Here is a 15,484-nt window from a genome sequence, read left to right on the forward strand (position 1 = left end):
TTGTTTAGCATCATCTGAAAATCAAGCGATTAAAAACAAATGGAAGATAAAAGATACGTGGCAAAACAAAAGGAAATTTTGTTCTATAAAATTCCATCATTATTAAAGAATTTTCTTCCTATTTTTGGTATAATGTATAAGATTGAAAAAAGAGAGAGGACGTTGATGATGGCACAAGAAAACGCCTTGATCCAAGGTATGAACCCGAGACAAAAAGAAGCCGTTCTACATACAGAAGGGCCTTTATTAGTTATGGCGGGAGCGGGCAGCGGAAAGACGAGAGTTTTAACTCACCGCATAGCCTATTTAATTGAAGAAAAAGATGTGAATCCGTGGAATATTTTAGCAATCACATTTACGAATAAAGCTGCGAAAGAAATGAGAGAGCGTGTTGGTAAACTATTAGAGGTAGGCGGAAACGATGTTTGGGTATCAACATTTCACTCAATGTGTGTGCGAATTTTACGTCGAGATGTTGACCATATCGGCTATAATCGTAATTTTACGATCATCGATACTTCTGAACAGCGAACGTTGATGAAGCGTATTCTAAATGAGTTGAATATCGATGTGAAAAAATATGATCCTCGCTCAATTTTGGGGACGATCAGTAATGCAAAAAATGAGTTACAGACTCCTGAAAAAGTGGAAGAATTACAAGGAACACCTTATGAAGAGGTCGTTGCAAAATGCTATAAAATGTATCAAAAAGAATTAAGAAATAACCAATGTATGGATTTTGATGATTTGATCATGAATACGATACGTTTGTTTAATGAGCATCCAGATTCGTTGAATTATTATCAAAATAAATTTCATTATATTCATGTAGATGAGTATCAAGATACCAACCATGCTCAGTATACATTAGTCAATATGTTGGCGGAACGTTTCAAAAACCTATGTGTTGTGGGAGATGCTGACCAAAGTATTTATGGGTGGCGTGGAGCAGATATGCAGAATATCTTGGATTTTGAAAAAGATTATCCAAATGCGTCTGTTATCATGTTGGAACAAAATTATCGCTCAACGAAGAAAATTTTAGATGCAGCGAATAATGTAATCAAAAATAATCGCAATCGACGAGACAAACAGTTATGGACGGAAAACAACGATGGTGAAAAAATTGTTTATTACCGAGGCGATAATGAACGCGATGAAACACAATTTATCGTAGGGCAAATTCAAAAAGAAATCAGGGAAAATGACCGTATCTATGGAGATTTCGCTGTCTTATATCGTACAAATGCTCAATCACGGGTAATGGAAGAAATGTTACTAAAATCAAATATTCCATATACAATGGTTGGAGGGCACAAGTTCTACGATCGTAAAGAAATCAAAGATATCTTAGGCTATTTAAACATTATTTCAAATCCGATGGACTCACTTAGTTTTGAGCGTGTAGTGAACGAACCAAAAAGAGGTATTGGTAAAAGCTCAGTCGAGAAATTAAGAAGCTTTTCTCAGATGCATGGCTGGTCGTTACTTGAAGCGTCTCAAAATGTAGATTTGGCTAATATCTCTGGAAAAGCTGGAAAAGAATTAGGCAGTTTTGGCATGATGATTCAAGATTTAACACAGATGATTCCGTATTTAACCATTACTGAATTAGTAAAAGAAGTACTTGAGCGCAGTGGTTATCGTGAAGAATTAGTGAGACAAAACAATTTAGAATCCCAAGCACGTCTAGAAAATTTAGATGAATTTTTAACGGTTACTCAAGAATTTGATAAACGTTATGAACGTCAAGACGAAGAGGAAGCCGATGCACCAGAGGAAAAACTAGCTGTATTTTTAAATGATTTAGCTCTTGTTTCAGATCTAGATAATTTAGAAGAAGGTACGACCCAAGTAACATTGATGACACTCCATGCAGCAAAAGGACTGGAGTTTCCTGTTGTCTTTTTAATTGGACTAGAAGAAGGGGTTTTCCCGTTGTCTCGTGCAATGTTAGAAGAAAGTGAATTAGAAGAAGAAAGACGTTTGGCGTATGTTGGTATTACACGCGCGGAAGAAACGTTATTTATTACCAATGCCTTCTCTAGAACCTTATATGGAAAAACACAATATAATCGACCAAGTCGTTTTTTAGATGAAATCGATGAAGAACTTTTAGATTTACAAGGATCGATTGCCGCACCAAAAGCACCCTCAAGAACGTTTGAACCTAAAGTCCTTAAGCCTGCTTATTCACAGCCAACCAAGCAGCCTGTAACAGATAAAGTTGCGAGTGGTGGAGAATCAGTGGCATGGCAAGCTGGAGATAAAGTTAAACATAAAGCCTGGGGAACAGGGACTGTTGTTCGAGTTGGCGGTACTGCCAAAGATTTAGAACTAGATGTTGCGTTCCCGGAAAAAGGAATCAAACGCTTATTAGCAGCATTTGCTCCGATTGAGAAAATTTAAATGTGGAACAGCCTCTTTCAGCTTTTGAGAGGAATCACTACTTGTAGCAATAAGAGGAATAAACTTCAAGGTTGAACGAGCTTGCTACATGTTTTAATTTTCTAGCGACACAAACTATTTTTATGAAACTAGTTAAATTAGCAGTGGAACAAAGCACGTTTCAAGGCTAATTTCCTAATTTCTGTAGGGTTAACCGATTTGTTCTACTTTTAATAGGAGGAGGGGCCATTATGGCAGAAATACCGTTAACATTAGCTGAAGCGACAGATAAAGCAAAAGAATTACGGGCACAGTTAAATCAATACGCCCATGAGTATTATGTAGCGGATAAACCGACCGTAGAGGATTATGTATATGATCGCTTGTACAAAGAATTATCAGACATAGAAACCGAATATCCTGATTTAATTACATCTGATTCACCTACACAACGTGTTGGTGGAAAGATTTTGCAAGGATTTGAAAAAGTAACGCATGAAGTCCAAATGTATAGTTTGAATGATGGATTCAGTAAAGAAGATATTTATGATTTTGACGAACGTGTCCAAAAATTAGCAGGAAAACAAGTTGGTTATTGTTGCGAGCTGAAAATCGATGGACTAGCGATTTCATTGAAATATGAAAATGGTAAATTTGTTCTAGGGGCAACGCGTGGTGATGGCACAGTCGGTGAAAATATTACTGAAAATCTAAAAACAGTGAAATCAATTCCATTAGAATTGAAAAAGCCTATTTCAGTTGAGGTTCGTGGTGAATGTTATATGCCAAAACAATCATTCGTCAATTTGAATAAAGAACGTGAAGAAGCTGGCCAAGACGTTTTTGCAAATCCTAGAAACGCCGCAGCTGGAAGTTTGCGTCAATTAGACACAAGCATGGTTGCGAAAAGAAATCTAAGCACGTTTTTATATACAGTGGCGGATTTTGGACCAATGACGGCACAAACTCAATTTGATGCACTGAATGAGTTGTCAGAAATCGGATTTAGAACAAACCCAGAAAAGAAACTTTGTCAAAATATTGATGAAGTCTGGGAATATATAGAAGAATATCATGAAAAACGATCAGAATTACCGTACGAAATTGATGGGATCGTAATCAAAACAAATGAATTCACGATTCAAGATGAGTTAGGTTTCACAGTCAAAGCCCCACGCTGGGCAATTGCCTATAAATTCCCGCCAGAAGAAGCACAAACTATTGTGGAAGAAATCGAATGGACGATCGGACGTACGGGTGTTGTTACACCAACGGCTGTGATGCAACCGGTTCGTGTAGCGGGGACAACGGTTAGTCGAGCAAGTTTGCATAATGCTGATTTCATTGCAATGAAAGATATTCGTTTGAATGATGAGGTGATCATTTATAAAGCTGGGGATATCATTCCAGAAGTTGCGCAAGTGTTGACTGAAAAACGAGATGAGAACAGTCAACCTTATGAAATTCCAACGCATTGTCCAGTTTGTAACAGTGATTTAGTTCATTTGGATGAAGAAGTTGCATTACGTTGTATCAATCCAAAATGTCCTGCTCAAATCAAAGAAGGCTTGAATCATTTTGTTTCTAGAAATGCGATGAATATTGATGGGTTAGGTCCTAGAGTATTAGAGCAAATGTATGACAATGAGTTAGTCGCTGATGTAGCGGATCTTTACTTTTTAACACAGGAACAATTGATGACTTTGGAAAAAATCAAAGAAAAATCAGCGAACAATATTTATAATGCGATTGCTGCAAGTCGTGATAATTCGGTTGAACGTTTGATTTTTGGCTTGGGTATTCGTCATGTAGGGGCAAAAGCAGCTAAAGTTTTAGCTGAACATTTCGGTGATCTGCGGGCGATCAGTAAAGCATCAAAAGAAGAGGTCGTATCTTTAGATTCAATGGGTGAAACGATAGCAGACAGTTTAGTCACTTATTTTGAAAATGAAGAAGTCCATGAATTGATGGATGAATTAACAAAAGCGGGCGTGAACTTCGAGTATAAAGGGATTCGGACCTCTCAATTAGAAGCGGTAGAATCACCTTTCAAAGAGAAAACAGTCGTTTTAACAGGTAAACTTACCCATTATAGTAGAGAAGAAGCAAAAGAGAAAATCGAAAATCTAGGCGGAAAAGTGACGGGTAGCGTTTCTAAGAAGACAGATATCGTTGTTGCAGGTGAGGATGCTGGAAGCAAATTAACGAAGGCACAAGACCTTGGCATTGAGATTTGGGATGAACAGCAAATGGTCACTGCATTAGATAATAGCTATACGAAAGATGAAGTAGAATAGTATGAAAGCAAAACAAATCGAATTTTCAGCGTTATTTTTACATTTTCAGGCTATTTCTTTGATCTCGTTCAAAAATTCTAAGAATTTTATGATAGAATAAGAAAAAAGCTGTTTTTTAGCGCGAAATATCGTGTAACAGTATAAAAATGAACTAGTGAACTCAGAATAGAGTTTTTCTAAAGGAAAGAAGGGTACCCATGGCAATTAGTGAAGAACAAGCAAAACATGTGGCCAAGTTATCAAAACTGTCTTTTTCAAGTGATGAATTAAAAGACTTTACCGATCAATTAGGCAAAATCATCGACATGGTAGAATTATTAGAAGAAGTAGATACAGAGGGCGTTCCGTTTACCTCTAATGTTGCACGATCAATCAATGTGATGAGAGAAGACGTGGCAACACCAGGAATGGATCGTAAAGAATTAATGAAAAACGTACCTGAATCAGAACATGGCTATATCAAAGTGCCAGCAATTATTGATAATGGGGAGGCTGGTGCATAATGGAGAAATTATATGATAAGTCATTAACAGAGTTGCATGATTTACTTGTTTCAAAAGAAATCACTGCAACAGATTTAACACATGCTACGTTAAATCGTATCCATGAGACAGAAAAAGACGTGGATTCGTTTATTACGATCAGCGATGAAAAAGCTTTAGAGTTAGCAAAAGCAATCGACCTAAAAGGCATCACTGAATCAAATCCTTTAGCGGGTATCCCGATTGGAATCAAAGACAATATCGTAACCAAAGACATTTTAACAACAGCAGCATCAAAAATGCTGCACAACTTTAATCCTATATATGATGCAACAGTGATGGATAAAGTCTATCAATCAGATATGATCCCTGTTGGTAAATTGAACATGGATGAATTTGCGATGGGCGGAAGTACTGAAACATCATACTTTAAGAAAACGAAAAACGCTTGGGATCATTCAAAAGTTCCTGGTGGTTCTTCTGGTGGTTCGGCAGCGGCTGTTGCAGCTGGTCAAATCCCCGTTTCTTTAGGAACAGATACAGGTGGTAGTATCCGCCAACCCGCATCATTTAACGGAATCGTGGGAATGAAACCGACTTACGGACGTGTTTCACGTTTTGGTTTGATCGCATTTTCTTCAAGTTTAGATCAAATTGGTCCATTGACAAGAAATGTTAAAGATAATGCTTTGGCGCTAAATGCCATTAGTGGGTTTGATGAAAAAGACGGCACATCAGCCGGTGCTTCAGTTCCTGATTTTACTGCTGGTTTAACAGGTGATATCAAAGGAATGAAAGTAGCGTTACCAAAAGAATATCTTGGTGAAGGTGTGGATGCTGGTGTCCGTGAAGCGGTTCTAAAAGCATCTGAAACATTTAAAGCCTTAGGTGCAACCGTAGAAGAAGTGAGTCTACCTCATTCTAAATATGGTGTTGCAGTGTATTATATCATCGCTTCATCAGAAGCAAGTTCAAACTTACAACGTTTCGATGGTATTCGCTATGGTTACCGTTCAGAAAACGTAAAAAATCTTGAAGATGTCTATGTGAATTCGCGATCTGAAGGATTCGGTATCGAAGTAAAACGTCGTATCATGTTAGGGACTTTCTCTTTAAGTGCTGGCTATTACGATGCCTACTTCAAAAAAGCTGGACAAGTTAGAACCTTGATCAAACAAGATTTTGATAATGTATTTGAAAAATACGATATCATCATTGGTCCTGCTTCACCGACTGTAGCATTTGGTTTAGGGGAAAATATCAATGATCCAATTACCATGTACATGAATGACTTATTGACGATTCCAGTTAACTTAGCCGGCTTACCAGGTATGTCAATACCAGCAGGATTTTCAGAAGGCTTGCCAGTTGGGTTACAAATCATCGGAAAACCATTCGATGAAAGTACGATGTATAAAGCAGCGTATGCATTTGAACAAGCAACTGATTTCCATACGAAAAAACCTGTGATCTTAGGGGGGAATGACTAATGAATTTTGAAACTGTCATCGGACTTGAGGTCCACGTAGAATTAAAGACAAATTCTAAAATCTTTTCACCTGCGCCTGCTCATTTTGGTGCAGAACCAAACAGCAATACAAATGTGATCGACTGGGGTTACCCAGGCGTATTACCTGTTATGAATAAACAAGCACTTGAGTTTGGGATGAAAGCAGCGCTTGCGTTAAATTGTGAGATTTCAAAAGACACTCATTTTGACCGTAAAAACTATTTCTACCCAGATAATCCCAAAGCATACCAAATTTCTCAATTCGATCAACCAATCGGTCATGATGGTTGGATCGACATCGAAGTGGAAGGCAAAACAAAACGTATTCGTATTGAACGTGTCCATTTAGAAGAAGATGCTGGTAAAAATATTCACGGTGACGGCGGTTATTCTTATGTTGATTTAAACCGTCAAGGGACACCACTGATCGAAATCGTTTCAGAAGCTGACATGCGTTCACCGGAAGAAGCTTATGCGTATTTAGAAGCTATCCGTTCAATTATTCTATTTACAGGCGTTTCCGATGTAAAAATGGAAGAAGGGTCAATGCGTTGTGATGCGAACATTTCTTTACGTCCATATGGCCAAGAAGAATTCGGTACAAAAGCAGAACTTAAAAACCTAAACTCAATGAGTTTCGTTAAAAAAGGTCTTGCTTTTGAAGAAAAACGCCAAGCAAAAGTGTTACTATCTGGAGGAGAAATCCAACAAGAAACACGTCGCTTCGATGAAACAACCAATAAAACATTGTTGATGCGTGTTAAAGAAGGATCAAGTGACTATCGTTACTTCCCAGAGCCAGATGTTCCTCGCTTTGCGATCGATGATGAATGGATTGAACAGGTTCGCCATAGTTTACCTGAAATGCCAGCCTCACGTCGTGCTCGTTACATCAAAGAATTAGGCTTACCAGAATACGATGCAATGGTTCTGACACTGACAAAAGAAATGTCTGATTTCTTTGAGGCAGCATTAACGGAAGGTGCAGATGCGAAACAAGTATCTAACTGGTTGATGGGTGAAGTTTCAGCATATTTGAATAGTGAAAAAATCGAATTACCAGATACAAAATTAACACCTGCAAACTTAGCTGGGATGATTACGTTGATTGAAGACGGAACAATCAGTTCTAAAATCGCTAAAAAAGTCTTTAAAGAGTTGATCGAAAATGGTGGAGATGCGAAAGAAGTCGTTGAAGCAAAAGGTTTAGTTCAATTATCAGATCCTTCACAATTACTACCGATCATCAATGAAGTATTGGATAACAACCAACAATCTGTAGATGATTTCAAAAATGGTAAGGACCGTGCAGTTGGCTTCTTGGTGGGTCAAATCATGAAAGCGACTAAAGGACAAGCAAACCCAGGTGTTGTGAATAAATTATTACAAGAAGAATTGGCAAAACGCTAGAAAGCGGCAGATGATTATGAAAAAAGCAAGAGTGATTTATAATCCAACTTCAGGTAAAGAGCTAGTAAAAAAAAATCTAGCTGACATTCTTTCCATAGTGGAAGAATGCGGATATGAAGCTAGTGCTTTTGCTACAACTCCAGATGAAAATTCCGCTAAGAATGAAGCACGTCGTGTTGCAGAATTAGGGTTTGACCTAATTGTTGCAGCAGGCGGAGACGGAACGATCAATGAAGTCGTAAATGGTATTGCTCCGTTAGAAAAACGACCGTCTATGGCGATCATTCCTGCTGGAACAACCAATGACTACGCAAGAGCATTAAAAATTCCGAGAGATAATATTGTAAAAGCAGCAGAAGTTATCAAAAAAAATCAAACAGTCAAAATGGATATCGGAAAAGCAAAAGATAGTTATTTTATCAATATTGCAGCTGGTGGACATTTAACTGAATTAACGTATGAAGTTCCCTCAGAGTTAAAAAGTATTTTTGGTTATTTAGCTTATTTAGCCAAAGGGGCAGAAATGTTGCCTCGTGTAAAACCAATCAAGATGCGTATGGAATATGATGAGGGTGTATATGAAGGCAATGCATCTATGTTTTTCTTAGGATTGACGAATTCAGTCGGAGGCTTTGAAAAAATCGCACCGGATGCAAAACTTGATGATGGGAAATTTTCACTCATCATTGTAAAAACTGCAAATGTATTCGAGATTCTACATCTAGCAGCATTAATGCTCAATGGTGGGAAACATATAGAAGACAATCGCTTGATTTATACTAAGACCAGTCGTTTATATGCTGAAACGCTTGAACCAAATAGTAGTATGATGATTAATTTGGATGGTGAGTATGGTGGAGACGCACCAATGGAATTCACGAACTTACATCAACATATCGAAATGTTTGCCAATGCGGATGCAATTCCATCAAATGCGATTATGGGCTCAGTTCTAGAAGATTATGATGACGATTCGGAGAACGAAGACGAATATCTTGAAACGAGTAAAGAATTTGTAAAAGAAGTCGAACGTTTAACGGAAGAAGACATTGATAATAACGGAAAAATTGGTTAATCTGTCACACTTAAAAAAGTAGCTAGCTTTGAGAAATAAGAAGAAAGGCACAAAAACGTTGAAAGAAGTTTTTGTGCCTTTTAGCTTATCTTGAAGCAGCTGCTTTTTAATGCCGTCAAAACAAATTTAGAGAACAAAACAAAACGAATCATTGGTTTTGTCGTGCACTCTTTTTTTGGTTAAGCTATTCCGTAACAATATGAAAAAACACTATATATGGATTGGTTAAAATTAGAAACACAATATATTGTATAAAAAATGTCTCATAATTGATAATTGAGAAGAATTCTCATTGACTTGTGATCAAAACAGAGGTAAATTAAATAAGTCGTCATTTCTGCAGAAAATGATAAATAAGTGTAAGTGAAAGGTTTGTTTGAGATGCGGTCAAATTTTATTATAAACGATTTTAAAGGGTGGGAGAGAAAGAATTATCTTTTTTTATTCTTGATGATCATCGTACAAATAGTGGCGTTTTTCTTTAATCCATCAAGTTGTATTACTTTAATTGGTGGTTTATCTGGTATTATCTGTGTGAATTTAATTGCACAGGGGAAAGCCAGTAATTATATATTTGGATTTATAAGTGCGCTTATTATAGGGTATTTTGGGTTGAAAACGAGAGTATACGCTGAAGTTTTGCTTCAAACATTTTATATTGTGATGGACATTACAGGGTTGTATACTTGGTTAAAGGTTAGTGAAGATGGATCGGGTAGCGTAACGGATGTCAAGATATTGGCAGGAATTCAATGGCTTTACGCTGGATTAGTTTGGTTAGGAATTGGTGTTGTTGCCTATTATCTTTTGGGATTTGTTAATGATGCACAGCAAATGCTCGATGCAGTGACCTTTAGTGTGTCTGCAACAGGAATGTTATTGATGATCAAAAGATACCAATCGCAATTTGTTTTTTGGCTTTTAGGTAACTGTTTCTCACTAGTTTTATGGTTTAGGGCTGGAACCCACGCTGGTGGAGATTATGCATTGTTTGTTATGTATTGTATGTATACATTTAACTCGATTTATGGCATGATACATTGGTTGAAAATTAAAAAAAATAATAATTAATAGGTAGGGAGTTCGATGGCAGTGATCGTTTTAGCAGGTACAATTGGTGCAGGGAAATCAAGTTTAACAGAAATTATTTCAGAACATTTAGGGTCAGATGCGTTTTACGAATCCGTTGAGGATAATGAAGTATTGCCTTTATTTTATGCAGATCCTAAAAAATATGCCTTTCTTTTACAAATTTATTTTTTGAATAAACGATTTGATAGTATCAAACAGGCACTCTCCCATGAAAATAATGTATTAGATCGTTCTATATATGAAGATTCTTTATTATTTCATTTAAATGCTGATCTGGGTAGAGCTAACGCGACTGAAGTAAAAGTATATGATTCTTTATTAGAGAACATGTTACAAGAATTACCCTATGCAGCGCATAAAAAACGTCCGGATTTATTAGTTCACATTAAAATATCGTTTCCAAAGATGCTGGAACGAATTCAAAGACGTGGACGCGCTTATGAACAGATAGAGCAAGACCCATCATTATATGACTACTACAAAGAATTAAATAATCGTTATGAAAAATGGTTTGAAGAATACAATGAGAGTCCGAAAATTCAAATAGATGGAGACGAATACGATTTTGTAGAGAGTGAAGAAGCAAAAAAACAAGTGATTCAACTTATCGAGAATAAGTTAGCTGAAATCGATTAATGGGTTATCATAATGGAAGAGAGATCTGCTTGATGCTTTTTTTCATTCTTTTAGCCGTATAAAGAAACTCTCTATTGCTTTTCTAGCATTTTTTCATTAGAATGGGAGAAGCGCATTAAAGAAGGAGCGACTTATGAATAATTTTCCAGTAAACAAAAATGAAACAATCGAAGTTGATATTATTGATCTGACACATGAAGGAATGGGTGTTGCCAAAGTTGATGGTTACCCGCTTTTTATAGAAAATGCTTTGCCAGGTGAAAAAATCGAAATCAAAGTTTTGAAAGTCGGCAAAAGTTTCGGCTACGGAAAAGTAGTGACGATTTTAAAATCAAGCGAAGACCGTGTACCAGTTAAAGATGCGAATTTTACAAAAGTAGGTATCAGCCCATTACAGCATTTAGCGTATGGTGCTCAATTAACATTTAAAACTGACCAAGTAAAAAATGTAATGCAACGTGTTGCAAAATTACCGGATGTTCCTGTTTTAGATACGTTAGGTATGAACAATCCTTGGGGCTACCGCAATAAAGCGCAAATTCCAGTTAGAAAAATTGAAGATAAATTACAAACAGGTTTTTTCAGAAAAAATAGTCATGATCTTATTCCGTTAGAACATTTCTATATTCAAGATCCTAAGATTGATGAAGCAGTCATCAAAATTCGTGATATTATGAGACGTTACAGTATCAAACCTTATAATGAATCTGATAATACTGGTAATTTACGCCATATCGTAGTTCGCCGTGGCTATAACACGGGTGAAATGATGATTGTTTTAATTACTAGAACAGCGAAATTATTCCCAACAAGCAAGATTATTCCAGATATTTTAGAAGCATTACCAGAAGTTGTGAGTATAGTTCAAAATGTGAATTCTAAAAAAACAAACGTGATTTTCGGTGACGAAACGATTCTGTTACACGGTGAAGATAAAATGATCGACACGATTTTTGATTTGAAATTTGAAATTTCGTCTCGTTCATTCTACCAAGTAAATCCTCAACAAACAGAAGTAATGTACAATAAAGTGAAAGAATACGCTGCCTTGACGGGTGAAGAAATCGTTGTGGATGCGTATTGTGGAATCGGTACGATCGGATTAACATTAGCCAAAGATGCCAAACATGTTTATGGTGTGGAAGTTATTGAGGAAGCAGCAAAAAATGCTGAAAGTAATGCAAAATTAAATAATATCACCAATGCAACATTTACAGCTGGATTAGTAGAAGAAGCATTACCAAGAATGATCGAAAATGATATCAAGCCAGATGTTGTGATCGTTGATCCACCACGTAAAGGGTTAGAAACAAGTTTAGTTGAGACTTTGATTGAAACAAAACCAAAACGCATTGTTTATGTTAGCTGTAATCCAGCAACATTGGCACGTGATTTGGCCTTACTTGTTGAAGGCGGCTTTGAAGTAAAAGAAGTCCAACCAGTGGATAACTTCCCGCAAACGACTCATATAGAGTCAGTGACTTTGTTAACAAGAAAGGTGTAAAAAATGGACACAAAAAAGAAAATGCTAGAATTGATTAAAAAGAAACAAAGTGGCGGCAGATCGAAACAAATGGAAACGCCAAAAAATGATCGTAAAAACATGAGAAAAGGACCTAAAATTTATAATAAATAAATTGATCCTTTCTGATTTGATGTATCTAAAAGAGCAAAAGAAAACGAATTTCCGTTTTCTGTTGCTCTTTTTATTTTGTTATGAATAGAAAAGCGCATCAATTCTTTCTAGAACGTGCTTCATATGATTAATTGTTATTTCATATTAAAAACCTTGCGAAAACATTTTAAAAGTATTTCCTGCTTTTATTTTATATGGTAATATTGTAGTGTGAAATATTATATAAATAGTAAAAAATACAAAAAATGGAAGTGGGAAGAATTCGCTTTAGAGTAATCTAAGCGATATTCCTCTATTTTAGTGGGTAGTGAGATATAACTGGGAGGGTATTTAGTGTGGTAAAGAGTCAAATAGTAGAAATACACATAAGTAATCATAGAGAAGCAAAGGAAATGTCTCAAGCTGATCTTGCAAATAGAGTTGGTGTTGTTAAGCAAACGATTATTAATCTAGAAAAAAATAAACATAATCCTTCATTGATGTTGATGTATGCTATTTCAAAAGAACTAGAAACTACGATAGAGGAGCTAGTAACGTTTGAACGCATAAAAAATGAGTGATTACGTAGGAGTATCATAATGATAGAAACTAGAAGATTGATTATTAGAGAGATAGAAGAAACGGAATCGGACTTGAATGCGATACACAAAATCTTATCAGACGATGAGGTGAATCAATATCTTCCGTGGTATCCTATGAAGAGTATTGAGGACACAAAAAGATTTTATAAAAACAATATTGAACGGAACTATAAACGAAATAAAGGATATTATTTCCTGGTTTGCCTCAAAGAAAATACTCTTCCAATTGGATATATAGCAGTGAATGGAGCACAAGGACATGACTTTGGCTATGGTTTACAAAAAGAATATTGGGGCAAAGGGATAATGACAGAAGCCGGTAAGGAATTGATTGCCTTTTTAAAAGAACAAGGATGGACATATATTACGGGGACGCATGATATTCATAATGTAACGAGTGGCAGAGTAATGGAAAAACTTGGATTAAGTTACAATTATTCCTACGAAGAACAATGGCAACCTAAAGATATAACCGTAACATTTAGACTATATCAATTAAATCTTGATGGAAATAAAAAAAGAGTGTACAAAAAATATTGGGATGACTATCCTAGGCACTTTATAGAAGATCTATAAATCAAAGATAGTTTATAACATCAGGCACTTAAAACGCAAAGAAAATAGTTATTCCTACTAAATCAAAGTTAAATGGAATCAAAAAATAAGTAACGATCACCGCTACAGAGAATCTGGAAATACGTAAAAAACAAACAGCTGCTTATCCTTATGTTCATAAATGGTTGGGTTGGTAATTTACAAAAAAGGAATAGCATGTGGATAAACAACTGTTTGAAATCAGGCTCTGCATACCTGTTTTTTTGAAAAACATTAGTATCTATCTTCCGCCAGGTAGATACTAATGAATACTGACGTACTGAGAATTATTCAATGCATGTGCTATTTAGTCCAGTAAATTCAGAAAAATATTTGTTTGCATGTTTATTTTCTTGACTCATATATAGTATACGCATTGATTTGGAAATCATTTTAGACTAAAGAGACGTACATGGTGAATAAATAATTCTAGTAATGTCAGCTCGTAAATACCAAGAGATGAATAGGAAATTCGGTAAGAAAAAAGGAGATCTTGGTAGTTACTATTTATAAAAAGAGCGAAAAAATACAGTATTGGTCACCAACCAATACTGTGCAAGAGTTCAATGAATAACCATTGATTATCCGAATTACACAAATTTTGTAAAAAAACACTAGTATTTCTTACAAAAGTTAGGTAAAATGAATAAGTCAATGCGCATTGACTGGGCAACTTGTATTGTCAGTTTGTGCTGACGATACAGGGCTCTGTAAGAGGATTTGCGGTCTTCTTTCAGAGTGCCTGTTTATTTTGTTTTTCGCTCTAATTATCCTGTAATAAATTCAAAAACAAAAAAATGGTATTAGCCAACAACTAATACCATGAAGCATTCGATAAATAAGCATCGACTAAAATTCATTGAATAAGTAAAAAGAACTGGTAATTATTACTTACTTTTAGTACAATGAATAGAGTCAATAATATATTGACGAGGCAACTTGTATTATTAGTTTGTGCTGATAATACAGGGCTCAGCGGGATGATTTGCGGTCCTCCTGCTGAGCGCCTTTTTTATTTTGTTTTGTAATGTTATCTTAACTTAAAGATAGGAGTTTAGTCAATACGATTTTCTGAAATAGTAAAAAATTGGGGTATATGAGTAAAAAAAATGTTTGGATTATTGGGATAAATATCTATCTCTAGAGTGATTCTTAACTTTTTGTTCGTATGTTATAGTCGAATAAATAGTACGAAAATAGAAACAAAAAAATCCCATCTTAGAAAAGACAGGATCGATTCTTATTTTATCTTTGGGGAAGATAATTAAGTAACTCTCTATGTTTAAATAATAATAGATTTCAACAAATTTAGCTACTTCAATAAATTCTCATCGATAAAACTTTTTTGAATAAAGCACGTTTTATAAAAATTATTCTCGCCAAAATTTTGTATAATCGATTTTTTCCTGTACATTGTAATCAATGATGTTTTTCAGTAACGTGAAGTCAATAGGCTGATCCCAAGTGATTTTGATGATATTATCTGTGTGTGCATAATCGGATTTCTCTATGTCTTTTTTGAATGTCGCAATCGTAACTGTTTCTGGTGCAATGGAAAGATGCTTTTTAGAAGGACTATACGAGATAATGAATGTTCCGTGATCAGTAAACATTGGCTGATTCCATTTGATTACGACACTAAATTGCGGATAAGTTTTCATCGTCCATTCAAATAGTTCTTCTAAACGTTTCCGATGATCAGGTTCACTAATAGTTGAAAAAAATTCCTGTATATCTTTCATGGTAGACCCTCTTTTCTTTCTGATTCTTATTTTCTTTATTA

General features: G+C 35.6%; 13 protein-coding genes. 12 read left to right on the top strand and 1 reads right to left on the bottom strand.

Annotated elements, in window-relative coordinates; translation table 11 throughout:
* The first annotated feature begins 165 nt into the window (after positions 1-165).
* From pcrA to I586_RS07785, 12 genes are all read left to right on the top strand, one after another.
* Positions 166-2,409: a DNA helicase PcrA gene (pcrA, locus tag I586_RS07730; protein ID WP_010765707.1), complete on the top strand. Its 2,244-nt coding sequence runs from the start codon at positions 166-168 to the stop codon at positions 2,407-2,409.
* A gap of 230 nt (positions 2,410-2,639) precedes the next feature.
* Complete coding sequence (gene ligA, locus I586_RS07735; RefSeq protein ID WP_010765706.1) at positions 2,640-4,685, top strand: NAD-dependent DNA ligase LigA; 2,046 nt, start codon at positions 2,640-2,642, stop codon at positions 4,683-4,685.
* A gap of 197 nt (positions 4,686-4,882) precedes the next feature.
* Positions 4,883-5,188 carry an Asp-tRNA(Asn)/Glu-tRNA(Gln) amidotransferase subunit GatC gene (gatC, locus tag I586_RS07740; protein ID WP_010765705.1) on the top strand — a complete coding sequence of 102 codons (306 nt, stop codon included), beginning with the start codon at positions 4,883-4,885 and terminating at the stop codon, positions 5,186-5,188.
* Positions 5,188-6,657 carry an Asp-tRNA(Asn)/Glu-tRNA(Gln) amidotransferase subunit GatA gene (gatA, locus tag I586_RS07745; protein ID WP_010765704.1) on the top strand — a complete coding sequence of 490 codons (1,470 nt, stop codon included), beginning with the start codon at positions 5,188-5,190 and terminating at the stop codon, positions 6,655-6,657. Before gatC ends, gatA begins: the two co-directional genes overlap by 1 nt.
* Entirely contained in the window at positions 6,657-8,087 is a 1,431-nt protein-coding gene (gene gatB / locus I586_RS07750) for an Asp-tRNA(Asn)/Glu-tRNA(Gln) amidotransferase subunit GatB (RefSeq protein ID WP_010765703.1), read from the top strand. The genes gatA and gatB overlap by 1 nt, the downstream gene beginning before the upstream one ends.
* A gap of 16 nt (positions 8,088-8,103) precedes the next feature.
* Positions 8,104-9,162, top strand: a complete 1,059-nt coding sequence (locus tag I586_RS07755; protein ID WP_034702231.1) for a diacylglycerol kinase — start codon at positions 8,104-8,106, stop codon at positions 9,160-9,162.
* 381 nt (positions 9,163-9,543) lie between these two features.
* Positions 9,544-10,233 carry a nicotinamide riboside transporter PnuC gene (gene pnuC, locus I586_RS07760; protein ID WP_010765701.1) on the top strand — a complete coding sequence of 230 codons (690 nt, stop codon included), beginning with the start codon at positions 9,544-9,546 and terminating at the stop codon, positions 10,231-10,233.
* A gap of 15 nt (positions 10,234-10,248) precedes the next feature.
* Entirely contained in the window at positions 10,249-10,890 is a 642-nt protein-coding gene (locus I586_RS07765; protein ID WP_034702041.1) for a deoxynucleoside kinase, read from the top strand.
* A 133-nt stretch (positions 10,891-11,023) separates the two neighbouring features.
* Positions 11,024-12,394, top strand: a complete 1,371-nt coding sequence (gene rlmD / locus I586_RS07770) for a 23S rRNA (uracil(1939)-C(5))-methyltransferase RlmD (protein ID WP_010765699.1) — start codon at positions 11,024-11,026, stop codon at positions 12,392-12,394.
* A 3-nt stretch (positions 12,395-12,397) separates the two neighbouring features.
* Positions 12,398-12,526 (top strand): hypothetical protein, encoded by a 129-nt coding sequence (locus I586_RS17530; protein WP_010765698.1) that lies wholly within the window; start codon positions 12,398-12,400, stop codon positions 12,524-12,526.
* Positions 12,527-12,918: 392 nt separating this feature from the next.
* The gene (locus I586_RS07780; protein ID WP_081635852.1) at positions 12,919-13,086 is read left to right on the top strand and encodes a helix-turn-helix transcriptional regulator; all 168 of its coding nucleotides are present in this window, start codon (positions 12,919-12,921) and stop codon (positions 13,084-13,086) included.
* An 18-nt stretch (positions 13,087-13,104) separates the two neighbouring features.
* Positions 13,105-13,683: a GNAT family N-acetyltransferase gene (locus tag I586_RS07785; RefSeq protein ID WP_010765696.1), complete on the top strand. Its 579-nt coding sequence runs from the start codon at positions 13,105-13,107 to the stop codon at positions 13,681-13,683.
* A gap of 1,388 nt (positions 13,684-15,071) precedes the next feature.
* Here I586_RS07785 and I586_RS07790 read toward each other — a convergent pair.
* Positions 15,072-15,443, bottom strand: a complete 372-nt coding sequence (locus I586_RS07790; RefSeq protein WP_010765695.1) for an iron chaperone — start codon at positions 15,441-15,443, stop codon at positions 15,072-15,074.
* Between the last annotated feature and the right edge of the window lie 41 nt (positions 15,444-15,484).

Source organism: Enterococcus moraviensis ATCC BAA-383, assembly GCF_000407445.1.
GTDB classification, from domain to species: domain Bacteria; phylum Bacillota; class Bacilli; order Lactobacillales; family Enterococcaceae; genus Enterococcus_L; species Enterococcus_L moraviensis.